Below are 25445 nucleotides of genomic sequence, written 5' to 3'. Positions count from 1 at the left end.
GACGACGGCAGCCGCACCTCGGCTGTTCGCCGAGGCAAACACACCAGAAACAGACACAGCGGTGGCCCTGGTTCCGCGGAACCAGGGCCACCGCTGTCGTTCGTCAACGGGCACCGTCAGGCGCCCGGGTCACTCACGCACCGCCGGAGAGCTTCTCCCGCAGCGCCGCGAGCTGCTCGTCGCTCGCGAGCGTGCCGCCGCTCTCGGCCTGCTGCTCGGAGCGGCCGCCCGAGGTGTAGCTCTGCTCGCCACCCTCGATGCCGGTCGCGCCATCGGCCGCGGCAGCGGCGTTGGCCGCGGCCGCCTCGGCGACCTGGCGCATGTGCTGCTCGTAGCGAGCGTGCGCCTCGGCGTACTGCCGCTCCCACTCCTCACGCTGCTTCTCGTAGCCTTCCTGCCACTCCTGCGTGTCGGGGTCGAAGCCCTCGGGGTAGATGTAGTTGCCCTGCTCGTCGTACTCGGCGGCCATGCCGTACTGCGTCGGGTCGAACTCGCTGTCCGGCGTGAAGCCCTCGTTCGCCTGCTTCAGCGACAGCGAGATGCGGCGCCGCTCCAGGTCGATGTCGATGACCTTGACCATGACCTCGGTGCCGACCTGCACGACCTGCTCCGGGATCTCCACGTGACGCTCGGCCAGCTCGGAGATGTGCACCAGGCCCTCGATGCCCTCCTCGACACGCACGAACGCGCCGAACGGGACGAGCTTGGTGACCTTGCCCGGCACGATCTGGCCGATCGCGTGGGTGCGGGCGAACTGGCGCCACGGGTCTTCCTGGGTGGCCTTGAGCGACAGGGACACGCGCTCGCGGTCCATGTCGACGTCGAGCACCTCGACGGTGACCTCCTGGCCGACCTCGACGACCTCGCTCGGGTGGTCGATGTGCTTCCAGGACAGCTCGGAGACGTGCACCAGACCGTCGACGCCACCGAGGTCCACGAAGGCACCGAAGTTGACGATGGACGACACGACGCCCTTGCGGACCTGGCCCTTGGCGAGGTTGTTGAGGAACTCGCTGCGGACCTCGGACTGGGTCTGCTCCAGGTAGGCGCGGCGGGACAGCACCACGTTGTTGCGGTTCTTGTCCAGCTCGATGATCTTCGCCTCGAGCTCCCGGCCGACGTAGGGCTGGAGGTCGCGCACACGGCGCATCTCGACGAGCGAGGCGGGCAGGAAGCCACGGAGACCGATGTCGAGGATGAGACCACCCTTGACGACCTCGATGACGGTGCCCTTGACGGGCTCGTCCTTCTCCTTGAGCTCCTCGATGGTGCCCCAGGCGCGCTCGTACTGGGCGCGCTTCTTGGACAGGATCAGCCGGCCTTCCTTGTCCTCCTTCTGCAGGACAAGGGCCTCCACCTCATCACCGACGGCGACAACCTCTGCCGGGTCGACATCGTGCTTGATGGACAGCTCGCGAGACGGGATGACACCCTCGGTCTTGTAGCCGATGTCGAGCAGCACTTCGTCACGATCGACCTTGACGATGGTGCCTTCGACGATGTCACCATCGTTGAAGTATTTGATTGTCTTGTCGATCGCAGCGAGGAAGTCTTCCTCCGTCCCGATGTCGTTGACGGCGACCTGCTTCGCCTGCTCGGCGCTCGGGGCGGTGGTGGTGTCGATGGTCATTAGGTGGGTTGCTCCGGTAGCGGATTGAGTGTCGAAGATGTGCAGTTTGCGTAGCGCATCGATGGGACAAGGCGATGACCATGCAATCGTTCAGCCAAGAACGGCCGCGAGGATCACCTTGTGGTGCGCGACCCACACCACCTCACGTGTAGTCCGGAGGCGACAGGCAGCGCGAACCCACTGCGCTACTGAACATCGTACGCGGCACCCCGTGACCCGCACAATCAGGGGTCCGGCGCCGATCATGCCGTCACCGGAGGAGAGGATACGGCCGTGCCCGAGGAGACTCCCGCGACCGGCTCCCGGCGGCACGACCGCGCCGAGCGGGAGCTCGGCACCGTCGGCGTCGCCTACCGTCCCGTCGGCTCCGCCGAGGCGACCATGGCCAACCTGGCCTGGTGGGACGCCGACGCCGACGCCTACCACGCCGAACACGGCGACTTCCTCGGCGCCGCCGACTTCGTCTGGTGTCCGGAAGGGCTCCGCGAGGAGGACGCCCGGCTGCTCGGCGACATCGCGGGCGCCGACGTGCTCGAGGTCGGGTGCGGCTCGGCCCCGTGCGCGCGCTGGCTGACCGCGCAGGGCGCGCGCGTCGTCGCCCTGGACCTCTCGGCGGGGATGCTGCGCCACGCGCGGGAGGCGTCCGCGCGCACCGGCCTGCGGCCCACACTGCTCCAGGCGAGCGCGGAGCGGCTGCCGCTGGCCTCCGGCTCGTTCGACGTGGTGTGCTCGGCGTTCGGCGCGGTGCCGTTCGTGCCGTCGCTGGAGGCGGTGTTCGCAGAGGTCGCCAGGGTGCTGCGGCCGGGCGGGCGCTGGGTGTTCTCGGTGACCCACCCGATGCGCTGGGTGTTCCCGGACGACCCGGGGCCCATGGGGCTCACCGCGACCCAGCCGTACTTCGACCGCACGCCCTATGTCGAGGAGGACTCCTCCGGTGCGGCCACCTACGTCGAATACCATCGCACGCTCGGGGACTACGTCCGCGCGCTGAACGCCACCGGCTTCCGGCTGACCGACCTGGTCGAGCCGGAGTGGCCCGAGGGACACACCCGAGTCTGGGGCCAGTGGAGCCCGCTGCGCGGCAGGCTCTTTCCCGGGACGGCGATCTTCCGCACCGTGCTGGACCCATGACCGGCTTCGCCGCCCTCGATCCGCTGCTGCCGGACCGCGTTCGCGCGGGCGGCGGCGAGCGGCTGCGGCGGCGGCTGGCGGACGGACGCGAGGTCGAGGGCGTGCTCTACCGCCTGCGCAACGACGGCTGGGCGAGCCTGTGGCAGGCCCGCGAGGTGTGGGACCTGACGCCCCTGAGCGGCGACGTGGGAGAGGCCGGCATGGGCGCCCTGCTGGCGGCGGTCCGCGAGCGCCTGCGCGCGCGGCCGTGCGGACCCGACTCGGCGTGCACGGTCACCTGGCCGAGCCGTGACGTCTCGGTAGCGCCGACGCTGATCGGGCACGGGCTGGTGCCCGGCATCGTGCTGGCCGTGTGCGAGGAGCCCACCGCGGCCGATGTACCCGGCGAGGCCGGCGTCACGGTGCGCCGGGCGACGGAGGCCGACACCGGCGAGGCGGTGGCGCTGTGGCTGGCCGAGTTGCGGTACTCGGCGCTGGTCGGCCCGGCGACCGTCCGGCCCGGGGCCGCCGACCGGCTGGCCGCGGAGTTCCGCCGGGCCGTACGGGCGGGCGAGCCCGTATGGCTGGCCGAGGCGGACGGCGTGCCCGTCGGGGTCGCGGTGTGCGCGTGGCCCGCCCCGATACCGCACCGGATCGCCGACGGACTCTGGGCCCGCGTCGGCACGGTCTCGGTGGCGCCGGCCGCGCGGGGTACCGGCATCGGCCGGACGCTGATGGCGACGGCGCACCGCGAACTCGTGCGAGACCGCGCGCGCGGCGCCTACCTGTTCTACAGTCCGCACAACGCGTTGTCGACGGTGTTCTGGCACCGGCAAGGATACCGTCCACTCTGGACGGTTTGGGAGGTGCGGCCCGCGACGGCGCTGCGGTGAGGGGACGCCGAGGGGGAATGAGGCGAAAGCGATGAGGCAGAGCGCTGACCCGGTCGCCGGCCAGGCGGACCGGTTCGCCGCGATCGATCCGCTGCTGCCCGCACCCGCCGGACCTGTGGACGGCGAAACGCTCGTCGCCACCCTGGCCGACGGCAGCCGGGTCACCGGAGTCCTGCGCGTCACGCTGACCGATCCGCACGCACCCGAGGCGCTGTGGTCGGCGCTGGAGACGTGGGAGCTGACTCCCTTTCCCGGTGAGCACGGCACGGAAGGTATGGACGCGCTGCTGCGGGCCTGCCGAGCCCGGCTCGACGCGGCGTCTCCCGGCCTGGACTCGGCGCTGGTGGTGACGTGGCCGAGCCGGGACGCGGAGGCGACGCGCGCGCTGCTCGACCACGGGCTCGTGCCGCTGTCGGCGCTGGCCGTGCGCACGGGGCGGCGCCGGACGGCTCCGGGCAACCCGGAGGTCGTCGTCCGGCGCGCGCGGGCGGAGGACACCGAGACGGTCGTGCGGCTGGAACGGGTGGAGATGGAGTACTCGACCCGGGTCGGCAACATCCGCCCCCGCCCGGGCGCCGCCGAGCGTCGCCGCGCGACCCTGCGCGAGCAGCTCGTCGCGGGACTGCCGGTGTGGATCGCCGAGCTCGACGGCACGGCGGTCGGGATCGCCGACGGCGGCTGGACCGATGTGGTGGCCGGCACACGCGCGGCGAGCCTGCTGCCCGCCGGGCGGTGGGGGTACCTCCACAGCGTCGCGGTGCTGCCCGATGCCCGTGGGCGGGGCGTGGGGCGGGCGATCACGGCCGAGGCGCACGCAACGCTCGCCCGCCGCCGGATCCGGGGCACGTACCTGTACTACAACCCGCCGAACCCGCTCTCGTCGGTGTTCTGGCACCGGCAGGGCTACCGGCCGCTGTGGACGATTTGGGAAGCGCGGCCCGCGACGGCGCTGCGGTGACGGGGTCAGGCTCCGTGCACGGGCCTGCGCTCGCCGATCTGGTGCACCGACGACGGCCGGCCCTCGAGTGCCCGCTGCACCGCGTACAGCACGCCCTGGCCGATCTCGTCGTGGCCGAGCGGCCGGGACGGGTCCACGTCCGAGGTCGACCCCAGCAGCACCTGCTGCGTGGGGTGATCCGGATAGAACCCCTCGGACTCCTCGGCGAGGCCGGCGAGGTCGGCCAGCGAACGGACCTCGACCACGGGGGCGTCCTCGGCGAGCAACGGTTCCACGGCACCCAGCACCGCTCGCCGGTACGACTCGTGCACCCACGCGACGAGGAGCTCGGCAGGTCCCGCGAGCACCTTCTCGGCCTTCCGCGCCAGCTCGCGCGGACGGTCCCAGTGCGCCTCCACCCAGATCGCGCGCCCGGCACCCACCCGGGTGTGCCGGCGTCCCCGCGACCAGCGCACCGACCGCAGCTCCGGATCGTCCACGGGCAGCGGCGCGTGACGCCTGCTGGGAAGCACCACCTGCCAGCCGTCGACGGCGAGCTCCCTGGCCACCACCCGGAGCATCCCGGTGCCGGCGAGGATCAGCGCGCTGCGGGCCGTCATGGTGCGAGGCTAGCCGCCGCGCGGCGTCTCGGCAGCGCACGAGTGGGCTGCGGGACGGGTTCTCCGGTCAACGGTTCCCGTCCCCGAGCCCGCTCCCATGGAACGGACCGGCCCGAAGTCCCGTCAGTGCGCGGCGTCGTTCCAGGACCGGCCGAACCCGACCGACACCTCGAGCGGAACGGCCAGCTCGTAGGCCGCTCCCATCTCCTTGCGCACGAGGGCCTCCACCTCGGCGTGCTCGCCGTCGGCCACCTCGAGCACGAGCTCGTCGTGCACCTGCAGCAGCATCCGGCTGGCCAGTTTCGACGCGGACAGCGCGCGGTGGACGCCCAGCATGGCCACCTTGATGATGTCGGCGGCGCTGCCCTGGATCGGCGCGTTGAGCGCCATCCGCTCCGCCATCTCACGGCGTTGCCGGTTGTCGCTGGTGAGGTCGGGAAGGTAGCGCCTGCGGCCGAAGATGGTCTCCGTGTATCCCACCTTGGCTGCCCGGTCGACGACCGTGTGCAGGTAGTCGCGCACGCCGCCGAAGCGGGCGAAGTAGTCGTCCATCAGCCCGCGCGCCTCCTCGGTCGAGATCCGCAACTGCTGCGACAGGCCATAGGCGGACAGGCCGTAGGCAAGCCCGTAGTTCATCGCTTTGATCTTGGCGCGCTGCGCGCCGGTGACCTCGGCGGGCTCCACCCCGAACACCCGGGCGGCCGTGGCGGCGTGGAAGTCGAAACCGGACTGGAACGCCTCGATCAGCTCCTCGTCGCACGAGAGGTGCGCCATGATCCGCATTTCGATCTGGCTGTAGTCGGCGGTCATCAGCTGCGAGTAGCCGTCGCCGACGACGAACGCCTCGCGGATCCGGCGGCCCTCGTCGGTGCGGATCGGGATGTTCTGCAGGTTCGGGTCCACTGAGGACAGCCGGCCGGTCGCCGCGATGGTCTGGTGCAGCGTGGTGTGGATGCGCCCGTCGGGAGCCACGGACTTGATGAGCCCCTCGACGGTGGCCCGCAGCCGGGTGGCGTCCCGGTGCTCCAGCAGGTGCTGCAGGAACGGATGCTCGGTCTTCTCGTAGAGCGTCTGCAGAGCGTCGGCGTCGGTGGTGTAGCCGGTCTTGGTGCGTTTGGTCTTCGGCATGCCGAGCTCGTCGAAGAGCACCACCTGCAGCTGCTTGGGCGAGCCGAGGTTGATCTGCTTGCCGATGACGCTGTAGGCGTTCTCCGTGGCCTCCTTGACCCGGCTCGCGTAGTGCGCCTCCAGCGTCGTGAGCTGTTCGAGGTCCACGGCGATGCCCGCGGCCTCCAGGTCGGTGATGACCGACAGCAGCGGCAGCTCGATCTCGGCCAGCAGCGAGCTGCCGCCCATCCGGTCCAGCTCGCCGCCGAGCGCGCCCGCCAGCTCGGCGACCGCGCGGGCGCGTACCAGCTCGTCGTGGGCGATCGCCGCGGCGGGGTCCTCCGCGCCGCCGTCCGCGTCGAGCAGCGACAGCTGGCCGCCGTCGGCGGGTTCCTCCGAGCGCAGCTCGCGGTGGAGGTATCGCAGCACGAGGTCGGCGAGCTCGAACGACCGCTGGCCGGGCCGCACGAGGTAGGCCGCCAGCTCGGTGTCCATCGCGAGCCCGCGCAGCAGCCAGCCCCGCGCCAGCAGGGCGTGCAGCGGGATCTTGAGCGCGTGCCCGACCTTGTGCACGGCGGGGTCGGCGAGCCAGGCGACCAGCGCCTCCTCGTCGGCCGGGTCCAGCGTCGTCACGTCGACGTAGCCGCCCTCGCCGTCGGGCGCGGCCAGCGCGATCGACACCACGTCGGCCGACACCGAGGCGCCCGTCGTGCGCACGGTGAGCCCCACCGTGGTGCCGGGGCCGGCGTGCTGGGACAGCCACGAGCCGACGGTGCCGGGCGCGAGCGCGCCCCCGCGCACCTGGAAGCCCTCGTCGGCCTCGGGCTCGGCGCTGGACAGCGTCGCGAACAGGCGATCGCGCAGGACGCGGAACTCGAGCTCGTCGAACAGCCGGTGGACCGCGTCTCGATCCCATTGCCGGACCTCGAGGTCCCCGGGTCCCGTCTCCAGTGGGACGTCCCGCACGAGCTCGGTGAGCTGGCGGTTGAGCAGCACGGCATCGACGTGGGCGCGGAGCGCGTCACCGACCTTGCCCTTGACCTCGTCGACCCGGTCGACCAGCTCGCCGAGCGAGCCGAACTGCCGGATCCACTTGGTCGCGGTCTTCTCCCCCACCCCGGGAATGCCGGGCAGGTTGTCCGACGGGTCGCCGCGCAGCGCCGCGAAGTCCGGGTACTGCGACGGCGACAGGCCGTACTTCTCCTGCACCGCGTCCGGGTCGAACCGGACCAGGTCGGACACGCCCTTGCGCGGGTAGAGCACGGTCACCGAGTCGGTCACCAGCTGCAGCGCATCGCGGTCACCGGTGCAGATGAGCACCTCGTAGTCGTCGCCGGTGGCCTGCGTGGTGAGCGTCGCGATGATGTCGTCGGCCTCGTAGCCGCGCTTCTCCAGCACCGGGATCGCGAGCGCGGCGAGGATCTCCTTGATGAGCTCGACCTGGCCCTTGAAGTCGTCCGGCGTGGTGAGCCGGTTGGCCTTGTAGTCGGCGAACGTCTCCGAGCGGAACGTCTGCCGCGAGACGTCGAAGGCCACCGCGAGGTGCGTGGGGTTCTCGTCGCGCAGCAGGTTGATGAGCATCGAGGTGAACCCGAACACCGCGTTCGTCACCTGCCCGGTGGAGGTGCGGAAGCGGTCCGCGGGCACGGCGAAGAACGCCCGGTAGGCCATGGAGTGGCCGTCGATGAGCAGCAGTCGCCGTGTGTCGTTCGCTACGGAAGTGTTTGCGTTGGGGCTCACGGTCGTGAGTCTAGGGTGAGCGGCAGACAGTGCCGCCTGTCGTGTCGAGCAAGGAGCAGTGGGTGACCGAGAACGTGCATGAGCAGCAGATCCGCGAGCAGCTGGCCGGAATCAACGCCGAGGTGGCCGACCAGCAGCTGAACGACAAGGTGGGTCTGCGGTTCGTCGAGCTCACTGCCGAGCGCGTGGTCGGCACGATGCCCGTCAAGGGCAACCTGCAGCCGTACGGGCTGCTGCACGGCGGGGCCAACGCGGTGCTGGCCGAGGCGCTCGGCTCCACGGTGGCCGCGCTCAACGCGGGTTCCGACCGGGTCGCGATGGGCCTCGAGCTGTCGTGCACGCACCACCGGGCGGCGCTCAAGGGCGAGGTCACCGGGGTCGCCACCCCGCTGCACGTGGGGCGCAGCACCATCACCAGCGAGATCGTCATCACCGACGAGGCCGGCCGCCGCACGTGCACCGCGAGGCTCACCTGCGTCGTGCGCGACAAGCCGCCGGGCGCCTGAGCGTTGCCCGCGGACGCGGGCGGCCCGACACTCACGAGCATGGACCTCGACCTGGCGCAGGTGCGCGCCTTCGTCCTCACCGCGGAGCTGCGCAACTTCAGCCGGGCGGCCGAGCGGCTGTTCCTGACGCAGCAGGCGCTGTCCAAGCGGATCAGCAGGCTCGAGCACGCGCTGGGCGTGCCGCTGTTCGTGCGGTCCAACCGTGCGGTGGAGCCCACGGCCGAGGCCGAGCGTTTCCTGCCGCACGCGCGGGAACTGCTGCGGCTGGCCGAGCAGGCGGTGGCGGCGGTCGGCGTGGACGACCTGCCGGTGCGGCTGGACCTCGTCGACAACCGCCTCTCCCCGATGTACCTGCTGCGGCGGATGGCCGCGCGGGAGCCGGCCCTGCGGGTGGAGCACAGCTGGCGGCACGGCTTCGCGCACACCGTGGACCCGCTGCTGCGCGGCGAGGTCGACGTCGCGTTCGGCCGCGTGCACGACCTGGGCCGGGAGCTGCCCGAGGGCCTCGAACACCGGCTCGTGCGACTCGAACCGCTCGTGGCGCTGCTGGCGCCGGAGCATCCGCTCGCCTCCGGTGAGGTCCTGCGCATGGCGGACCTGCGCGACGAGGGCATCTGGCTGCCGTCGCTCGGCGGACCGGTGGAGTGGCTGGCGTTCCTGCGCCGGATGAGCGAGGCGCTCGGTGTCCCGCTGGACGATTCCGGTGTCAGCTACGACCTCCGGCACACCCTGGAGCAGACGCGCTACGGCCGGCGTCGGGTCACCCTGGCCGGCGCGGACATGGAGCTGGCGCCCGATTTGAACCTGCGCGTCCTGCCGTTCGAGCCCTCGCCGCTGTTCCCCTGGTCGATCGTGTGGCGGGCGGACGATCGCCGTCCGGCCGTCCGCAGGCTGGTCGAGCTCGCACTCGCCACGAGCCGGGCCGAGGGCTGGTGCGAGCACGACCCGGCCCGGGTGTGGCGGGCCGACGTCAGCGCAGATGCTGCTGGAACCACGCGGTGAACTCGGTGTCGACCATGGCCGCGTGCCCGGTCTGGGGCGCGGCCTCGATGCCGGGCTCGTCGGCGAGCGCGTGTGCCATGCCGGGCACGGTCACGAGCCTGCCTGCGTCGCCGAGGGCCTCGCTCAGCGCGGCGGCGGGCTCCCGGAACGCCTCGTCGTCGTGCTCGCCCACCACCAGCAGCACGGGCGCGCACAGCTCGCCGGCGCGCCGGACGAAGTCGTACCGGTCGGCGACGGCGCGCGACCGCTCGCTCCACCGGTAGGTCACGCCGAACTGCCTTTCGTTGGCGCCCACGGCAGGCCCCAGCTGGGTCACCGGGCTCACCAGCGCCGCGGCGCCGATCGGCACCTCCGCTCGGGCGAGCACCTCCAACGCGACCGTCGCGCCGGCCGACCCTCCGGCCACGCCGACCGGTGAGTCCGGGAGGGACAATTGCCGGCGCAAGTCGGCTACGGCTCCGGGGAACTCGGTCGCCGCTTGCTCGGTCACGGGTTCGGCGACGTTGAGCACGTAGTCCTCGCCCGCCAGCCGGCAGAACTCCTCGGGTCCACCTTCGGGCGCGCGGCCCCCGTGCATCGGGAGTCCGAAGTAGACACGCCAGGCACCGAGCCCGGACATCGGGAGCGCGGCGGCCATCGCCTCCTCGCTCCGCGGCGGGTCCATGAGGTGCCAGGTGACCACGAGCGGCGCGGGCCCGTCGAGCGGCTCGGCGGCGGGCGGCAGGGCCACGAAGGGCACTCCGGCGGCGTGTCCTCTGATGGCTGACGAGGCCTGCATGATCGTTCTCCGGTCTGTCGTCGGGGTGTCGGTGTCCAGCCAAGCCGGTGGATCCGTGTTCGTCCAACAGCCGTGCGGTGTCCGGTGACAACCGACGGTTGTGATCGATCGGCGTGCACCCGCTCCCGCCAGGGGTACGGCGGCCGATAGCCTGACCCGATGGAGTCAGCCGACGTCTCGGCGATGGTCGCCGACCTGTCCGAGTGGACCGAACGCACCCGGCGCGAGCCGGCCGTCGACCTTGCCGAGGCGGCGAACGTGCTGTGCCTGCTCTCCGACGAACTCGAGGTGCCCGACCTGGGCGAACTGCGCGATGGCGATCTCGAAACGCTGCTGCTGGGGGTGTACCCGCAGGTCCTGGCCGAGGAGGGCGAGGAACTCGAGGACCCCTCCACGGTGGTGCCGACCGTGCACGCGCTGCTCGACTTCGCCCGGGACAGCCACCGGATAGGCGAGGACGCGCACGCGTCGCTCAGCGAGGAACTCGACGCGGTGGAGCCGCTGTTCCTCGACGCGCTCTCCGGTGAGGGGGAGCTCGACCTCAAGGAGGCCTACGGGCTGCCCGATCGGATCGGCCCTATTCGGCTTCCCCCGGACTCTCAACTCGCCGCGGCGGCCCGGCAGTGCCGCACGCTCGAGCGCGTCCGGCAACTGGCGCTGCGGTTCGCCTCCGGAGCCGACAACGACGCCGCCGCCATGGCCCTGGCCCTGGGTGTGGGCGAGCACGAGCTCGCGGCGCTCTCGGCGCTGGCCGAGGAGCTCGCGTTCCTCGACGTGGGCGACGCCGGCGCCGTGATCGCCGGCCCGGGGCTGCAGGAGTGGCCGGACGGCAGCGACGGGGAGGTGCTCGCGGTATGGCGGCAGGCCTTCAACTCCACGCTCGCGTGGAGCCTGCTCACGGACGCCGAGCACGCCGGGGAGAGCGACCTCGACTTCAGCGGGGCGGGCGCGTGGTTCGTGCCGCTGTTCCTCGCCCGGCACCGCGGGCTTCCGGTGCCCGCGGTGAGCGAGATGATCGAGGAACTCGCCGGTGAGGAGCTGCCGGAACCCCGGGCGCGGCAGGCCTGGGAGACCTGGGTCGCCGCCCACGGCGACCCGGCGGACGCGCTGCTCGGCAGGCTCGCCGAGCTGGGTGCCGTGGAGCTCGACGGTGAGGTCGTCCGAGCGACCCCGCTGGCCGCCCACGCCATCCGGGCGGAGCTCGTGGAGTCCGGTGTGGACGTCCCGCTGCTGCCGCCCGTGGAAGAGATGACGGCCGCCGACCTGATCGAGCTGGGCCGCGACGGACTGGACGGGGAGCTCGAGGCGGAGGCGAATGCCTGGTTCGCCGCTCGTGGCCCGGAGGCCGCCGCGGACGAGCTGCTTACCGTCGCCGCGGCCGGCGGGCCCGCGGAACGCATCATCGCCACCCGGCTCGTGCGCGAGGAACTCGGCGCCGCCGCCGAGGCGCAATGGCGGGGCGCGCTCGACGTTCCGGTGCTGCGCCGGCACGCGAAGCTGGCGCTGGCCATGCTGCTCGGCCCGGCGCCGGAGTTCGAGAACACCGACGAGGACCTCGGATGGCTGCTCGTCGACTCCATCGCGGGTTCGGCCAGCGGGGTGCCCGAGGAGGAACTGCCCGCGCTGCTGGCGGCGGTGTTCCAACCCGCGGGCCCGGACGTCGTCGAGCGGCTGTGGCGGCTCGATCACCCGGCCACGCACGAGGTGCTGACCATGCTCGGCACCTACCACCCGGACAAGGGCGTGGCCAAGGCGGCTCGCAAGGGCGCGTTCCGGGCCGCCGACCGCGCCACCTCGTGACCCGCGGGCGCGGCACCGCCCGGGCCGAGGCGGTGCCGCGCCGGCGTCAGGCCACGCCGAGATAGGCCTCCTTGACGGAGGCGTCCGCGAGCAGTTCCGGACCGGTGCCGGACTTGACGATCGTGCCGGTCTCCAGCACGTACGCGCGGTGTGCGCGGGACAGCGCCTGCTGCGCGTTCTGCTCCACCAGCAGCACCGTGGTGCCCTGCTGGTTGATCTCGGTGACGATCCGGAAGATCTGCTGGATGAACTGGGGCGCCAGGCCCATCGACGGCTCGTCCAGCAACAGCAGCTTCGGCTTCGCCATGAGCGCCCGCCCGATGGCGAGCATCTGCTGCTCACCACCCGAGAGCGTGCCGCCCGCCTGGTCCCGCCTCTCCGCCAGGCGGGGGAACAGCTCGAACACCGTGTCCATCTCGGCGGCGATGTTCTTGCGGTCCTTGCGCGCGTAGGCGCCCATGTCGAGGTTCTCGTACACCGTCATGCCGGGGAAGATCCCGCGCCCTTCCGGTGCCTGCGAGATGCCGCGGACCACCCGCAGATCCGCCCGCAGCGTGGTGATGTCCTCGCCGGCGAACGTGATGGTGCCCGACGAGACCGGCCGGATCCCGGAGATCGCGCGCATGGTGGTGGACTTGCCGGCACCGTTGGCACCGATGAGGGTGACGATCTCGCCCTCGTCCACGGTGATCGTCAGGTCCGACACCGCCTTGATCCGGCCATAGTGGACGGACACACCGGACAGCTCAAGCAAGGTCATCGTCGGGTACTCCCAGGTAGGCGGCGATCACGGCAGGGTTCTCCCGGATCTCGGACGGCACTCCCTCGGCGATCTTCCTGCCGAACTCCAGCACCACGATCCGGTCGGTGACACCCATGACCAGCTTCATGTCGTGCTCGATGAGCAGCACCGTGTACCCGTCGTCGCGGATCTTGCGGATGAGCCCGTTGAGCTGTTCCTTCTCCGCCGGATTGAAGCCCGCGGCCGGCTCGTCGAGGCAGAGCAGCTTCGGCTCGGTGGCGAGTGCGCGGGCGATCTCGAGTCGCCGCTGGTAGCCGTAGGGCAGGTTCTTCGCCTTGTCGGCGGCCCGGTCGGCGATGCCGACGAACTCGAGCAACGCCATGGCCTTCTCGACGGCGGCCTTCTCTTCCCTGTGGTGCCGGGGCGAGCGCAGGATCGCGCCGAGCACGCTCGTTCTGTGCCGAGCGTCGGTGCCGACGACCACGTTCTCCAGCGCCGTCATCTCGGCGAAGAGCCGGATGTTCTGGAACGTCCTCGCGATGCCACGCCGGGTGATGTTGTGCTTGGCGAGCTTGCCCAGTGGCTTGCCCTCCAGCAGCACCCGGCCCGACGTCGGCCGGTAGACGCCCGTCATGGCGTTGAAGCACGTGGTTTTGCCCGCGCCGTTCGGGCCGATAAGCCCGAGGATCTCACCGCGCCGGATCGCGAACGAGACCGAGTCCAGCGCCGTCAGGCCACCGAACCGGACGGTGAGATCGTCGATCTCGAGCAGGGTCTGCCCGATCTCGACGGCCATGTCGCGGTCGGGCGCGACGGCGTCGGCCACCTGGGCGTCGTGCTCGGCCCGTTCGGCCTCGGTCATGTGCTCCAACTCGGCGACGAGGCCGCCCTCCGCGGGCACCTCGGGGCCGTTGCCGGGCCCGGTCATCGCGCACCCCCGTTCTTGTCCGAGGTCACCGCCGCGTCGTGGCTGACGACCTCACCGCGGCCGAGCAACCGCTGGTACGCCTGCCTGCCGTAGGTGAGCAGGCGCTGGCGCGCGCCGAGCAGTCCCTGTGGGCGGAAGATCATCAGCACGATCAGCGCGAACCCGAAGATCAGGAACTTGTACTCGGCGATGCCGAGGAACCGCAGCGGGACGTAGGCCACCACGAACGCGCCCAGCAGCACGCCGACCTTGTTGCCCGAGCCGCCGAGGATCACGGCGGCCAGGAACAGGATCGAGGTGACGACGTCGAACTTCTGGTTGTTGACGAACGCCAGCTGGCCCGCGTAGAGCGCACCGGACAGACCCCCGATCGCCGCTCCGATGACGAAGGCCCACACCTTGAACTTGAAGGTGTTGACGCCCATGAGCGCGGCCGCGTCCTCGTCGTCGCGGATGGCCACCCACGAGCGGCCGACCCGGCTGCGTTCGAGGTTGCCGACCACGAGCAGCGTCACGATGATGATCGTGACCGTGAGCCAGTACCACGGCGTGCCGTCGGTGTTGTTGAACAGGGCGGTGCCGTCCTCCCGGGTGCCCGGTGGGTGCCCGACTTGCTGGAAACCCTGGTTGCCGCGCAACGGATCGACGTTGTCGGCCAACAGCCGGACGATCTCGCCGAAGCCGAGCGTGACGATGGCCAGGTAGTCGCCGCGCAGGCGCAGGGTCGGCGTTCCGAGGATCACGCCGAACACCATCGTGATCGCCATCGCCAGCGGGATCACCGCCAGAAACGGCAGTTTCGCCAGCGACGAGTCCGGGCTGGTGAACAGCGCGGCCACATAGGCGCCGACCGCGAAGAACCCGACGTAGCCCAGGTCGAGCAGGCCGGCCTGGCCGACCACGACGTTGAGCCCGATGGCGATGAGTGCGTAGCGCGCCACCTCGAACATCGCGATCTGGAAGTCGTAGCCGGGCTCGGTGGTGAGGATCGGCGGGTTGAGCACGGGCAGCGCGTAGATCAGCACGACCACGGGCACGAGCACCGCCCACTGCTGCGGCCGGTTGAGGGTGTTCCACCACTCGCCGATCGACCGTCGCCGCGTGGACGGTGTGGTCGCCGATGTCGTCTGGGTCGCCGTCATACGCGTGCCTTTCCGAGCGACTCGCCGAGGATGCCGGTCGGGCGGAACATCAGGATGAGCACCAGCAGCACGAACGCCACGACGTCGCGCCACTCCCCGCCGAACAGCGACTGGCCGTAGTTCTCGATGAGCCCGAGCAGCAGCCCGCCCAGAAGCGCACCGCGCAGGTTGCCGATGCCGCCGAGCACGGCGGCGGTGAACGCCTTCAGCCCGAGCAGGAACCCTCCCTGGTACCAGGCGCCCTGCGGGATCTTCATGAGATAGAACAGCGCCGCCGCACCGGCCAGCAGGCCACCGATGAGGAAGGTCATCATGATGATGCGTTCCTTGTTGACGCCCATGAGCGTGGCCGTGTCCGGATCCTGCGCGACCGCGCGGATGCCGCGGCCGAACCGGGTCCGGTTGACGAACGTGTCCGCGACGAGCCACAGCACGATCGACGCGACGATGATGATGATCGTGATGTTGGTGACCGGCGCGCCGAAGACCTCGAAGACCGGTTCCGGGCGCAGCAGCCGGATCGCCTGCTCCGGGTTGCCCCCACGCCAGATGAAGATCAGCTGCTGCAGCACGAACGACGCGCCGATCGCCGTGATGAGGAACGCCAGGCGCGGGGCGCCCCGATTGCGCAACGGGCGGTACGCCACGCGTTCGAGCACCACGGCGGTCGCACCGGAGGCGATCGCCGCCACGAGCAGCGCCAGCAACAGGAAACCGACGAGTTCGAAGATCGGCACCTCGGCCGTCGGCCCGGGCCGGAAGCCGAGGGCGTAGAAGGTGAACCACGTCGCGTACGCGCCGTAGATGAACACCTCGGAGTGGGCGAAGTTGATCAGCTTGAGCACGCCGTAGACGAGCGTGTAGCCGAGGGCGACGAGAGCGTAGATGCTGCCCTGCGACAGGCCGTCGACGGTGTTGCTCCAGAACTGATCGGCCAGGCCCTCGACGTCGAACTTGATCCAGCCCTCACCTTGCGCGAGATACACCGGTGACAGGACATGATGAATGGACAATGCGTACTCCACGTGGGCGCCGGGGCGCACGCGGGCGGGTTCGCCGCCCGGCACGCGCCCCGGCTACAGGATGCGAGGGCCGGAGATCAGTCGGGCTTGATCTCGGTGTTGCGGACGATTTTGCCGCCTTCGACCTTGTAGGTCCACACGGTGCTCTCGGCGAGCTCACCCTTGTCGTTCCACTTGAAGTGCTTGGTCAGGCCCTGACCCTCGTAGTTGCGCACGAAGTCGAGCATTCCCGCCCGGTCCGTGACACCGGAGTCGATGCCCTTCAGCAGGATGGTGGTGAGGTCGTAGCCCTCCGGGGAGTACGTGCCCGGCTCCTTGCCGCCGGCCAGCTGCTTGTAGGCGGATGTGAAGTCGGTGAACTGGTCGGCAGGGACGCACGGGCAGGTGAAGTAGACGCCCTCGGCGGCGTCACCGGCGCCCTTGACGAATTCGTCGTCCTTGACGCCGTCCGGGCCGACGAAGGTCGCCTGCACGCCGGCGTCGAACAGCTGCTGCGCGAACGGCGCGGCCTCCTGGTAGTACCCGGAGTAGAAGATCGCGTCCGGATTCTCGCCCTTGATCTCGTTGACCACAGCCGAGAAGTCGGTCTGCTTGGTCTTGACCTCCTGCTGGCACGTGGCGGCGTCACCGAGCGCGCGGGTGGCGGCGTTGGCCAGGCCGATGCCGTACTCGGAGTCGTCGCGCACCACACAGACGGACTGGGCGCCGAGCTCGCCGGTGATGAACTTGGCGGCGGCGGGGCCCTGCGTGTTGTCGTTGCCGAGGCCCCGGAAGAACGTCTTCCAGCCGTTCTCGCTCAGCGCGGGATTGGTGGCCGACGGCGAGACCTGGACCAGGCCGGCATCGTTGAAGATGTTGCCCGCGGCCTTGGACTCACCCGAGAACGGCAGCCCGACCACCCCGATGACCTCCGGGGTGTTGACGATCTGCGTGACGATGCCCGGCGCCCGGTCCGGCGTGCCCTCGGTCTCGAACTCGCGCAGCTTGACCTGGCACTCCGGGTTGTTGTCGTTGTGCCGCTTCACGGCCACCTTGACGCCGTTGAGGATGTTCTGGCCCAGTGCCGCGTTGGCGCCGTTGATCGTGCCGGCGTAGGCGATCGTGGTGTTCGGATCGCACTTCGCCGTGCCGTCACCCGCCGGGTCTGCCGCGTTGGCCGCCTGAGCGGGCGCCTCGGCCTGCGGCTGCGAGCCGGTGTCCCCTCCGGAGCCGGTCTCGGTGCGCGCGGCGCACGCGCTGAGGGCCAGCGACGTCGCCGCCGCGAACAGCACAACCCGCCCCAACCGTCCTTTTGACACTTTTCCTCCCGTTGTCCTTCACACGCGCAGGACGCGAACCCCGACAAGCCGAGAACCTGACTGGGCGGAAAACGTAGCCGCAGGAATGGCGGTAGCCCCGGCCGCTCGCGTTGTTGTATCCACATCGTGACGATTCCGCGGAACGTTAACGGGCCTGTCACACCCGGTGGAGTCAATGCAACACCGCGACGGCGACAGCGGGTGAGCAAGGGAAGGTCAATCGGGCATTCGGGTGAGCGAGCAGCGGAAGGCCTTCCTCGGTGGCCCGGTCAGCAGCCTGACCAGTCCGCAGTGCCCGGATACGCAGAACACCCCAGGAACTGTGATCGGAGTCACAATACCTGGGGTGTTCTGTCTGGTAAGAGCGCTTACTTCGCGATGTTGTCGATGACCGCCTGAGCGACGGCCTTCATCGTGGTACGGCGGTCCATGGCGGTGCGCTGGATCCAGCGGAAGGCGTCCGGCTCGGTGAGACCCTGCTGCGTCATGAGCAGGCCCTTCGCTCGGTCGATCACCTTGCGCGTCTCCAGGCGGTCGGTGAGGCCGGCGACCTCCGACTCGAGGGCCTGCAGCTCGGCGAACCGGCTCACGGCCAGCTCGATGGCCGGGACGAGGTCACGCTTGGCGAACGGCTTCACCAGGTACGCCATCGTGCCCGCGTCCCGGGCCCGCTCGACCAGCTCACGCTGGCTGAACGCGGTCAGGATGACAACGGGCGCGACACGGTCGCCGGTGATCTTGGACGCCGCCTCGATGCCGTCGAGCTTGGGCATCTTCACATCGAGGATGACGAGGTCGGGCTTGAGCTCGGTGGCGAGTTTGATGGCCTCTTCCCCGTCGCCGGCCTCCCCGACCACCTCGTAGCCTTCTTCACGAAGCATCTCGACGAGGTCGAGGCGGATCAATGCCTCGTCCTCCGCGACCAGCACTCTGCGCTGCGGTGCGGCGACGACTTCGCTGGCCTCGGTAGCCGCTTCGGTCACCGGGCTCCTCCTGGGACGATCGACGGGCAGGGATATCTAGCGGGGTACCGCTATCTGAAGGTTACCGGCTCTCCGCCCGCTGGTGACGATGGCGTTCGCCACGTAAGGTGATCGGCCCGACGCGCGGACACGCGTCGCGCGTCGTGGTAACCCGAATGCCATGACGTAGACCACGCCGAGTACAGTTTCGGTCCACGCCCCCGTAGCCCAATCGGCAGAGGCAGCGGACTCAAAATCCGTCCAGTGTGCGTTCGAGTCGCACCGGGGGCACGTACAGCATTCACACTCGCTTCTACCTGCGGTTTTGCAGCGATGCAGGCACGTGTGGGCGAGTGATCCGGCCGTTGCAGGGCGGTCGCCGCAGTGGAGATCATTTCTAGGTCCTCTCTGGGTAGTGTGATCACGAGTGTTGCCTCGTGGGTCGGGTAATGAACCTGTACGTGGAGCTTGGTCAGTTCGAAGAGCCGCTGCTGATGGCCCTCGGGTGCTCGGCTCAGGTTGAGGACGAGGTGCGGCAGCACGTCCAGTACATCCAGGTCGGCGTCACTTGCCCTACGAGGCTCGGCCGGATCCTGCGCGTCGAGTTCGGCGATCTCGTCAAGGACGAGCTGTCGTTCCGCTTGGAGATCGTTGTACCTCTCACGAAGCCCCTGGGTGAACGGGTCAGCCGGGTCGGCGTTCTCGGCTTGGCCGAGAACGTTGTCTTGCCGACGGGCCAAGTCGGCCGTGCGCCGTTGAAGCCGAGCTCGCCGCTCCGCCCGTTCCTGGCTCGCCCGCTCCTCGGCGCGGTCCATGTCTCCTAGCAGGAGAGCCCGCCGATCGGGATGGAACAGGAACTCGCTGAAGGCTTGTTCGACCACGGCATTGATCGCTTCTTCTCGGACGTAGACCGTGCGGGGATGCCCGGAGTGCTTGTCCGGGCGGCCTCGATTGTTGTTAGTTGGCCAACAGCGGTAGTAGGTGTAGCCCCGCTTATGACGGTGGCCCATCATCCGCCGTCCACAATCGCAAATCACACGGCTGCGATACCGATACGTGCGGCGGGTGTACCGGTGCACGTTCGGCTCGGGGCCGTCGCGCGAGCCCGTCTTCTGCCCACTCGCGGCGTTGAACGCATCGAACATCCATTTCGGGATCAACGGCTCGTGCGCTGGCTCGACCGACCACACCCACAACTCCGGCGGGTTCGGCTTGTTGCGGCCACCCCGGCTGCGCCGGGCACGCCGGTTGTAGACCTGATAGCCGGTGTACTTCGGATTCTTCAAGACCTCCGCGACGCTGGACTTCGACCACGCGCCCCGCGCTCGAGACTTGCCCGGCGGTTCCGGCGGTGGGTACTTGTCCAGGTCGGCGTTGAGCCGCTCGGCGATGGTGTCGTACCCGAGTTCTTTGTGGTAGCGCCACTTGGCGATCAACGTGACCGTTTCGGCCCGAGCTCCGTCGGGTTCCAACCGCGTCTTGGTCAGCCCTTTTTCCGCTTTGGCGGGGTTGGGGTGGCGGATCTTCTTCGCCCTGTATCCGTAGCAGGGCTTGCCGATATTGTAGCCCTCGCGTACGTGTGTGCAAGTGCCGCCCCACGACAGCTCCAACATGTTCAGGACTTCGTACTCGGCCACGGACTGGTTGATCCTCCGCTGGAGGATCTGCTGTGCCCTACCGCCGGAGAGCATGATCGGCTCATTGGCCGCGAACACCGGCACTTCGGCGCGCTCCAATGCCCGCTCGACTGACAGGCTTTCATACATCTTGCGGGCGGTCCGCGACATCGACTCGCAGATCACCACGTCGAATCGACGATCTGCCTGCTGTGCTTCTGCCAACAAGTCGGCGATGCCACCGTCGCGGGCGATGGGGATGTCGAAGCGTTCGTAGTCGGTGGCGCGGCCACGTTGTTCCAGTTCCATCCGCCCGGACTCAACGTCGTAGAAATGGCAGACAATAACCCACGACTCTGGCAGCGAGACCTTCGAGCGTTCCAGCTGCCGCAACAGGGACTGCCGGGGATCCTGGTTCTCCTCGGTCGAGGTACGCCCGACCCACGCAACGCGAACTTCCTTCGCGTGCAGCGCCAGAGGCAGCCCGAACGGCGAGACTGCCAGATCACTTAACCCCGCGCGACTGACACGGGATTCCACCGCGGGTGACGGCGGATTCGACTCGCTGATTGTCACGCGGCTTGCTCCTCCCCGTCATTCTCGAAGTCACCGGTCATATCGTCTCGCGCCCAGGTCAGAAGCTCTCGAAGCACACCGGCGAGCTCGCGGCGCAGCCACTTGCCGTCCGCGCCGCCCACCCAATGCACCTCAGTTCGAAACTCCCAGCGGTCATCATCGAGTGGGACGCCATCGCCGCCCCGCGGGAACGGAATGATCTGACCGCCCTCGCCGTGCCCCCGACCAGCCGCTCTGTTCGCTCGATGTGAGGAGCCCGCGCCGGTCATGGCTGGCCGCCCTGGCGATGCTTCGGTGAGGTCGAGACGATTGCTGCTGGCCATGTCCTCGTCCTCCATCTCAGCTTTGTGCCGAGCCAGCTCCTGCTCGGGTGCGCGAGTCCCGCTGTGTACCGCGCATCGCCGCCCATTCGGGCCCGGAAGGATAGCGCCGGCCTCGGTAGAACGGAGGCCCCAAATGAGTGGGACACAGCTGTAATCGCTGTCACTCCCGTCGTCCTTCCTGGGCCGCAACCTGTTGCTCGGTAAACCTGCGCACGGCGATCTCGTGGTAAGTGGGGTTGGTATCGATGCCGGTGAACGTGCGCCCAAGCTCGTGGGCAGCCAGGCCGGTGGTGCCCGCGCCGCTGAAGGGGTCGAGCACGTGCCCGCCGGGTGGGCATCCGGCGGCGATGCACCGCCGCGGGATCTCGAGGGGCGCGGGCGCGGGGTGGCCGGTGCGGCTGCGATCGGGTGGGATGGTCCACACGTTGCCGGGGTTGCGTCCGCGTTGGGCGTCGGCCGCGGTGCGGGGCCAGGTGCCTGGGGCGGTGTTGGGTTTCCTGCCGCCGCGGTGGGCACGCCGGGATAGTGCGCGGTCGCCGGTGTAGGGCTGGCGGATCGCGTCGAGGTCGAAGTAGTAGTCGGGCTGGGTGACGAGTAGGAAGATCGTCTCGTGGCGGCAGGCCAGCCGGTCCCGAATCGACGTCGGGGTGGCGTGGGCTTTGTGCCAGACGATCGCCGAGCGCAGAATCCACCCATCGTCCTGCAGCGCGAGAGCGACGCGCCAGGGCATGCCGAGCAAGTTCTTATGGGGCACGTCCGCTGGCGGCCGATAGCGGGGTTGGCGCGCCTGGCCGGGTCCGCTACACCAGTAGCCGTCGGAGTTGGTGGAGTAGCTGTCGCCGAGGTTGATCCACACCGTGGCCCGCGCAGTGAGGACCCGGCGCGCGGCGGTGAACACCTCGCGCAGCGCGGCGACGTAGTCGGCGGCGGTGGATTCCAATCCGATCTGGGCATGTGCGCGGACCGCGCAATCCCGGCACTTGCACCGCTCCCGGCCGCGTCGACTCGCCGGCCGGATTCGACAGCCGGGCTGTCCTCCGGTCCGGGAGTCAGGGACGTAGTCCCGCAGGCGCCAGTACGGCGGGCTCGTGACGAGGCAGTCCACCGAGGCGTCCGGAAGTGTGGCGACTCCGGCCGTCGCGTCGCCCGTGTACAGGGTAACCCCGTCACCGCGGTGATACGGCATTGCTTGCGGCGGTCGGGAGTCGTCATTGGACCCGGTCATGCCGCGGCGTCCCGCTGCTCGGGCGCGAGGCCGAGCCCGCGTTGTCGCGTTTGCTGCAATATCCGACGTTTGCCGATGGCGTGAAACTCCGGATTGAGATCGATGCCGACGTAGGAACGGCCGAGTTGATGAGCAGCAAGCCCCGTAGTGGCTGCTCCGCTGAACGGGTCGAGCACGATACCGCCGGGGGGACATCCGGCGGCGATGCAGCGCAGTGGGATGTCGATCGGGAAGGCGGCGAAGTGCGCGTCGCGCAGCGGACGGGTGGGCAGGGACCACACGTCGCCCGGGTTCTTGCCTCGTAGGTGGCCAGCATTGTGCCGGATCCCGGTCGGCCGCATGGCCTCGCCGGGAGTTTTCCCAGGGAACGGCGCGGGGTCTGCGTATTTGCCGTACACGGTGTGTCCCCGGCGACGCATGGTGGCGTCGATCCCGGCGTGACGTCCTTTGTTGGAGCCACCGATGACAAGGTCTTCGCCGAGGGCTTCCGGGCGCGCGACTGGCGCCCGAATAGGATCGAGATCAAAGTAGTAGCGCTGTTGTTTGGTGAGCAGAAATATCATCTCGTAGCGGTTGGACAGGCGATCCCGCACAGATTCGGGCATCGCGTTCGGCTTATGCCAGATGATGCAATTTCTGATAATCCAGCCGTCTTGTTGCAGGGCGAAAGCCACACGCCAGGGCATGCCGATCAGATTCTTGCGAGGGAGCATACGGGTGCGCTGTACCCCGGCACTGCGCACCGATTCCCGCAAGGGCACTGCGGCGGTGGCACCGGACAAAGTGCTGGTCCGCATCGGGTCCCGGGTGCGGCCGGGCGGTTCGGCGGAGTAGGAGTCGCCCAGGTTTAACCACACGGTGCCCCTGTCGACGAGGACGCGGTGCAGTTGCGCGAAGACTCCTCGGAGCCGGGCAACGTAGCCCTCGGGCGTGGGCTCCAGACCGTGTTGACGATCCTCGCGACGTGCGCCGCAACACCGGCACCGCTCCGGCTGCCCGCCGCGATGCGCGGCCGACGCCAGGTAGGCGGCACTGCGGTTCTCGGCCTGCGCAACGCCGCTGGCACGGCCGGTTGAGTGACGGCAGCGTGGGTCGCCCCCAGCCCAGCGTGCGGTGCCGTAGTCACGGAGGGCCCAGTAGGGCGGGCTAGTCACCACGCAATGGATTGAGGCGTCAGGAAGTCCGACGAGCGTATCGGTGGCATCGCCGGTGTACAGGGTGACGGTGGCGTCCTCATAGTACGGGTTAAGCATCGGGTCGGGTTCTCCATCTACAGCAGCGTGGGAGGTCAACGGACGAGGTCGTCAAGGACATTCGCTCAGCTGCATCCCGGGCTGGTACAGCGGCGAATCGCGGTCTTGGGAAACGTCACGCCGCCCGCCCCTGCACTCCTGCGCCCACGCGGCTTGGCGAGGGTGGCGGCTGCGTGCTCGAAGGCGCGGTCGTCAACCAGGGCGCGATGTGCACGTGGCCCGGAAATGATCCATTGCTGGGCCGGGACGGGGCGGCCGTCGCGGGTGCGACCCCACACCGTCCGTCCGATGTAGACAGGATTCGTCAGGATATTGCGGACGATCTTGGGTGTCCACGGACGTGGGTGTCCGGTGGCGGCGTGGACTGGCCGTGGATAGCGGGTGGGATCGGCGTTGAGCCGGTCGGCGATGCCGGTCAACGACAGGCGTTCGTCGAGGCGCCAGCAATAGATGAGCGGAACGACGGGCGCCGTGGCAGGGTCGGGCACGAGGCGGGGCAAGGTGCGGATCGAACCGGCGGGGATGGCTCGCATCGCGCGATACCCGTACGGCACGGTACCAAGGTGATAGCCGGCGCGGACGAGTTCGATGATCCGCTCGCGCGCCCATCGGCTGGTCATGGCGTGGTAGTCGTCGATGACCCGGGCGCGCAAGCTATCGCTGACGTCGCCCGGGCGCGGGGGTGTCGGGCGGGCGGGTGCTTCGAGCCTGCGCCGGCAGCGCAGCGCGCGGCGCCAGCGGGGTCGGTCACGATGGCGTGCAGACATGGCAGGAGGTCTCCCTGTGAAGCGCTGTGGCCGAGGTAAGTCACGCCGCGAGGGCGGCGAGAGGGGTGACGTCGTCGCGCGGCGCGGACCGGCGCCGCCACCGCCACGGTGAGGCGTGTGCGGGGATGCGATGGCTCACCCCGGCCTCGACGGGGTGGTCGGCTCGGAAGACAAGGACGTCGTGATGCGCGGGCAGGCAGATCTGATGGCCGCTCGGACCGTGAGTTGGGGTCCGCTGACGCCGCGATGGAAGGGATGCGTGCGTGACCACGCGGCCGTGCTTGAGCCGTGCGGTGAGGGCGACGCATCGCTCGATCGGCGTCAGGCCGCAGGCCAGGGCTGCGGATTGGAGCGGTCCGCACACATCGAGTAGCTCGCCGTCGCGCCGGATCGGGGCGGTGGCGATGACCACGTGACCGCCGCGGCGCAGCAGCCGTCGGCACGCGGCCAGCAGGTCGGTGAACCGCTCGATCGCGGCCGCGCCGTCGGACGCCGCGGACTGATCGTCTTGCTGTGTGTCCGGGCGCAGGGCGCTGACCACGAGGTCGATTCGGTCGGCCAGCCCGGCGGCATGGGCACTGGGAACGGTGGCGGGCCCGCGTTGCATGACGAGGACCATCCCGTCCACGGCAGCGCCGGCGGCTTTGACGGCCGCGATGTTGGCGCGCGCCACGCTCCACCAGGTCGGGTCGGCCGTCAGCCCGATGGCATGCCGGTCGCCGCGGAGCGCCTCGGCGATGGTCGTGCCGGCGCCGCAGTCCGGATCGAGCACGATGTCTCCTCGCCGGGTGTAGGTGGCGACGATGTGCTCGGCGATGGCCGGGGGTAGCGCGGCGGCGTCCGCGTGTGTCTCGGCGCAGTAGCCGCGGCGGGACAGCTGTGTCGGGACGTCGACATCGCCGCAGGCCCAGACTGAGACAGCCGGGCCGAAGGAACCAGGGTTCCGGTTGGTCATGCGTGGCTCCTCGACGCCTCGCCGCGACCATCGTCCTCGACTGCGGGGTCGGCCACGAGCAGCAACAAGTCATGGTGCGCCCCACGGTGCCCGCCCAGCAGTGCGTCCCCGCCGACCGCATCGGCGTTGGCATGATTCCCGCTCGCGCGCCCCACGGCGCCCGTTTGCGCCGCGGGTTGGGGCGGCGCCGTGAGCACGATGACGTGGTCGAGCCACCCCAAACCGTTGTGACGGAATGTAGTCACCAGCGCGGAGACGGGGTCGATGAACCGGCTCTCCTCGCGATTACTATGGGTTACTATCGCGAGGGTCCCGGACGGTGTCAGGAGTCGGGACCAGTCGGTCGTGCGAACCCAGTCGAGGGGCCGTGGTGGGACCGCGGTGATGACCAAGTGGAACCTGTCCTCGCCGCGTCCGGTCGGCTCGGTGCGCTCGGCCCGTCGGTCCGGGTCGGGGCTTGTCGGGGTGTGCAGTCCGAGCTGTGCGGGGCGGCGTCCGGACCCGGACTCGGGC

The 25445-nt window shown here is 69.8% G+C and carries 22 protein-coding genes, 1 tRNA gene and 1 pseudogene; 8 read left to right on the top strand and 16 right to left on the bottom strand.

All coding sequences use genetic code 11. The features are described 5' to 3' along the window. Nucleotides 1–133 precede the first annotated feature (133 nt). Nucleotides 134–1630, bottom strand: a complete 1497-nt coding sequence (gene rpsA, locus ACFSZT_RS16270; protein WP_377390294.1) for a 30S ribosomal protein S1 — start codon at nt 1628–1630, stop codon at nt 134–136. A 273-nt stretch (nt 1631–1903) separates the two neighbouring features. Between rpsA and ACFSZT_RS16265 the strand changes: the two genes are divergently transcribed. Genes ACFSZT_RS16265 through ACFSZT_RS16255 form a run of 3 tightly spaced genes read left to right on the top strand, consistent with a single transcriptional unit; the run spans nt 1904 to nt 4591 of the window. After that, nucleotides 1904–2761 (top strand): class I SAM-dependent methyltransferase, encoded by an 858-nt coding sequence (locus ACFSZT_RS16265; RefSeq protein WP_377390292.1) that lies wholly within the window; start codon nt 1904–1906, stop codon nt 2759–2761. Continuing rightward, on the top strand, nt 2758–3633 hold the full coding sequence (locus ACFSZT_RS16260; protein WP_377390290.1) for a GNAT family N-acetyltransferase: 876 nt from the start codon (nt 2758–2760) through the stop codon (nt 3631–3633). Before ACFSZT_RS16265 ends, ACFSZT_RS16260 begins: the two co-directional genes overlap by 4 nt. A 31-nt stretch (nt 3634–3664) precedes the next feature. Further along, entirely contained in the window at nt 3665–4591 is a 927-nt protein-coding gene (locus tag ACFSZT_RS16255) for a GNAT family N-acetyltransferase (protein WP_377390288.1), read from the top strand. Between the two features lie 5 nt (nt 4592–4596). Here ACFSZT_RS16255 and ACFSZT_RS16250 read toward each other — a convergent pair whose 3' ends face one another. Continuing rightward, the gene (locus tag ACFSZT_RS16250; RefSeq protein WP_377390286.1) at nt 4597–5190 is read right to left on the bottom strand and encodes a hypothetical protein; all 594 of its coding nucleotides are present in this window, start codon (nt 5188–5190) and stop codon (nt 4597–4599) included. A gap of 123 nt (nt 5191–5313) precedes the next feature. Further along, nucleotides 5314–8037, bottom strand: coding sequence for a DNA polymerase I (polA, locus tag ACFSZT_RS16245; RefSeq protein ID WP_377390284.1), 2724 nt, complete (start codon nt 8035–8037; stop codon nt 5314–5316). Between the two features lie 62 nt (nt 8038–8099). Between polA and ACFSZT_RS16240 the strand changes: the two genes are divergently transcribed. Both ACFSZT_RS16240 and ACFSZT_RS16235 read left to right on the top strand, forming a co-directional pair. After that, a complete protein-coding gene (locus ACFSZT_RS16240; protein ID WP_377390282.1) occupies nt 8100–8543 on the top strand; it encodes a PaaI family thioesterase in 444 nt (147 codons plus the stop codon). A 39-nt stretch (nt 8544–8582) separates the two neighbouring features. Continuing rightward, nucleotides 8583–9545, top strand: a complete 963-nt coding sequence (locus ACFSZT_RS16235) for a LysR family transcriptional regulator (protein ID WP_377390280.1) — start codon at nt 8583–8585, stop codon at nt 9543–9545. Here ACFSZT_RS16235 and ACFSZT_RS16230 read toward each other — a convergent pair. After that, entirely contained in the window at nt 9514–10323 is an 810-nt protein-coding gene (locus tag ACFSZT_RS16230) for an alpha/beta hydrolase family protein (protein WP_377390278.1), read from the bottom strand. The genes ACFSZT_RS16235 and ACFSZT_RS16230 overlap by 32 nt on opposite strands. 159 nt (nt 10324–10482) lie before the next feature. On the opposite strand from ACFSZT_RS16230, the gene ACFSZT_RS16225 reads away from it, so the two are divergent. Further along, nucleotides 10483–12123 carry a hypothetical protein gene (locus ACFSZT_RS16225; protein ID WP_377390276.1) on the top strand — a complete coding sequence of 547 codons (1641 nt, stop codon included), beginning with the start codon at nt 10483–10485 and terminating at the stop codon, nt 12121–12123. A 46-nt stretch (nt 12124–12169) separates the two neighbouring features. Here the strand turns inward: ACFSZT_RS16225 and ACFSZT_RS16220 are convergent, their stop codons facing one another. The 6 genes from ACFSZT_RS16220 to ACFSZT_RS16195 all read right to left on the bottom strand — a co-directional run bounded on the left by ACFSZT_RS16220 (nt 12170) and on the right by ACFSZT_RS16195 (nt 18238). Then, on the bottom strand, nt 12170–12883 hold the full coding sequence (locus tag ACFSZT_RS16220; RefSeq protein WP_377390274.1) for an ABC transporter ATP-binding protein: 714 nt from the start codon (nt 12881–12883) through the stop codon (nt 12170–12172). Then, nucleotides 12870–13793 (bottom strand): ABC transporter ATP-binding protein, encoded by a 924-nt coding sequence (locus ACFSZT_RS16215; RefSeq protein ID WP_377390272.1) that lies wholly within the window; start codon nt 13791–13793, stop codon nt 12870–12872. Before ACFSZT_RS16215 ends, ACFSZT_RS16220 begins: the two co-directional genes overlap by 14 nt. Further along, nucleotides 13790–14935, bottom strand: coding sequence for a branched-chain amino acid ABC transporter permease (locus tag ACFSZT_RS16210; protein ID WP_377390270.1), 1146 nt, complete (start codon nt 14933–14935; stop codon nt 13790–13792). The genes ACFSZT_RS16215 and ACFSZT_RS16210 overlap by 4 nt, the downstream gene beginning before the upstream one ends. Continuing rightward, the gene (locus ACFSZT_RS16205) at nt 14932–15930 is read right to left on the bottom strand and encodes a branched-chain amino acid ABC transporter permease (RefSeq protein ID WP_377390405.1); all 999 of its coding nucleotides are present in this window, start codon (nt 15928–15930) and stop codon (nt 14932–14934) included. Before ACFSZT_RS16205 ends, ACFSZT_RS16210 begins: the two co-directional genes overlap by 4 nt. Before the next feature lie 104 nt (nt 15931–16034). Next, entirely contained in the window at nt 16035–17225 is a 1191-nt protein-coding gene (locus ACFSZT_RS16200; protein ID WP_377390403.1) for a branched-chain amino acid ABC transporter substrate-binding protein, read from the bottom strand. Nucleotides 17226–17623: 398 nt separating this feature from the next. Next, nucleotides 17624–18238 (bottom strand): ANTAR domain-containing response regulator, encoded by a 615-nt coding sequence (locus ACFSZT_RS16195; RefSeq protein ID WP_377390268.1) that lies wholly within the window; start codon nt 18236–18238, stop codon nt 17624–17626. A gap of 196 nt (nt 18239–18434) precedes the next feature. Here ACFSZT_RS16195 and ACFSZT_RS16190 point away from each other — a divergent pair. Next, nucleotides 18435–18508: transfer RNA gene (locus tag ACFSZT_RS16190), tRNA-Leu, on the top strand. A gap of 158 nt (nt 18509–18666) precedes the next feature. Next, nucleotides 18667–19041 (top strand): hypothetical protein, encoded by a 375-nt coding sequence (locus tag ACFSZT_RS16185; RefSeq protein ID WP_377390266.1) that lies wholly within the window; start codon nt 18667–18669, stop codon nt 19039–19041. A 54-nt stretch (nt 19042–19095) separates the two neighbouring features. Here ACFSZT_RS16185 and ACFSZT_RS16180 read toward each other — a convergent pair. The 6 genes and pseudogenes from ACFSZT_RS16180 to ACFSZT_RS16155 all read right to left on the bottom strand — a co-directional run. After that, nucleotides 19096–19830: pseudogene (locus tag ACFSZT_RS16180) on the bottom strand (recombinase family protein); the annotation flags it as partial. Between the two features lie 575 nt (nt 19831–20405). Then, nucleotides 20406–20747: a hypothetical protein gene (locus tag ACFSZT_RS16175; RefSeq protein WP_377390264.1), complete on the bottom strand. Its 342-nt coding sequence runs from the start codon at nt 20745–20747 to the stop codon at nt 20406–20408. A gap of 145 nt (nt 20748–20892) precedes the next feature. Beyond that, nucleotides 20893–21918 (bottom strand): DNA-methyltransferase, encoded by a 1026-nt coding sequence (locus tag ACFSZT_RS16170; protein ID WP_377390262.1) that lies wholly within the window; start codon nt 21916–21918, stop codon nt 20893–20895. A 35-nt stretch (nt 21919–21953) separates the two neighbouring features. Then, nucleotides 21954–23210: a DNA-methyltransferase gene (locus ACFSZT_RS16165; RefSeq protein WP_377390260.1), complete on the bottom strand. Its 1257-nt coding sequence runs from the start codon at nt 23208–23210 to the stop codon at nt 21954–21956. Between the two features lie 65 nt (nt 23211–23275). Beyond that, nucleotides 23276–23977 carry a recombinase family protein gene (locus ACFSZT_RS16160; protein WP_377390258.1) on the bottom strand — a complete coding sequence of 234 codons (702 nt, stop codon included), beginning with the start codon at nt 23975–23977 and terminating at the stop codon, nt 23276–23278. A 40-nt stretch (nt 23978–24017) separates the two neighbouring features. Then, complete coding sequence (locus ACFSZT_RS16155) at nt 24018–24932, bottom strand: DNA methyltransferase (protein ID WP_112282578.1); 915 nt, start codon at nt 24930–24932, stop codon at nt 24018–24020. Nucleotides 24933–25445 lie beyond the last annotated feature (513 nt).

The organism is Prauserella oleivorans, from assembly GCF_042685745.1.
Lineage (GTDB): Bacteria > Actinomycetota > Actinomycetes > Mycobacteriales > Pseudonocardiaceae > Prauserella_A > Prauserella_A oleivorans.
The sequence above is the reverse complement of the archived record's forward strand: the minus strand, read 5'-3'. Positions and strand labels throughout refer to the sequence as shown.

Excerpts from the sequence above, each read along its gene's own strand:
- ACFSZT_RS16185 (WP_377390266.1), top strand. The coding sequence starts at position 18,667 with ATGAACCTGTACGTGGAGCTTGGTCAGTTCGAAGAGCCGCTGCTGATG.
- ACFSZT_RS16225 (WP_377390276.1), top strand. The coding sequence starts at position 10,483 with ATGGAGTCAGCCGACGTCTCGGCGATGGTCGCCGACCTGTCCGAGTGG.
- ACFSZT_RS16175 (WP_377390264.1), bottom strand. The coding sequence starts at position 20,747 with ATGGAGGACGAGGACATGGCCAGCAGCAATCGTCTCGACCTCACCGAA.
- ACFSZT_RS16220 (WP_377390274.1), bottom strand. The coding sequence starts at position 12,883 with ATGACCTTGCTTGAGCTGTCCGGTGTGTCCGTCCACTATGGCCGGATC.
- ACFSZT_RS16170 (WP_377390262.1), bottom strand. The coding sequence starts at position 21,918 with ATGCCGTATCACCGCGGTGACGGGGTTACCCTGTACACGGGCGACGCG.
- rpsA (WP_377390294.1), bottom strand. The coding sequence starts at position 1,630 with ATGACCATCGACACCACCACCGCCCCGAGCGCCGAGCAGGCGAAGCAG.
- ACFSZT_RS16235 (WP_377390280.1), top strand. The coding sequence starts at position 8,583 with ATGGACCTCGACCTGGCGCAGGTGCGCGCCTTCGTCCTCACCGCGGAG.
- ACFSZT_RS16155 (WP_112282578.1), bottom strand. The coding sequence starts at position 24,932 with ATGACCAACCGGAACCCTGGTTCCTTCGGCCCGGCTGTCTCAGTCTGG.
- ACFSZT_RS16210 (WP_377390270.1), bottom strand. The coding sequence starts at position 14,935 with ATGACGGCGACCCAGACGACATCGGCGACCACACCGTCCACGCGGCGA.
- ACFSZT_RS16215 (WP_377390272.1), bottom strand. The coding sequence starts at position 13,793 with ATGACCGGGCCCGGCAACGGCCCCGAGGTGCCCGCGGAGGGCGGCCTC.
- ACFSZT_RS16230 (WP_377390278.1), bottom strand. The coding sequence starts at position 10,323 with ATGCAGGCCTCGTCAGCCATCAGAGGACACGCCGCCGGAGTGCCCTTC.
- ACFSZT_RS16255 (WP_377390288.1), top strand. The coding sequence starts at position 3,665 with ATGAGGCAGAGCGCTGACCCGGTCGCCGGCCAGGCGGACCGGTTCGCC.
- ACFSZT_RS16160 (WP_377390258.1), bottom strand. The coding sequence starts at position 23,977 with ATGTCTGCACGCCATCGTGACCGACCCCGCTGGCGCCGCGCGCTGCGC.
- ACFSZT_RS16260 (WP_377390290.1), top strand. The coding sequence starts at position 2,758 with ATGACCGGCTTCGCCGCCCTCGATCCGCTGCTGCCGGACCGCGTTCGC.
- ACFSZT_RS16250 (WP_377390286.1), bottom strand. The coding sequence starts at position 5,190 with ATGACGGCCCGCAGCGCGCTGATCCTCGCCGGCACCGGGATGCTCCGG.
- ACFSZT_RS16165 (WP_377390260.1), bottom strand. The coding sequence starts at position 23,210 with ATGCTTAACCCGTACTATGAGGACGCCACCGTCACCCTGTACACCGGC.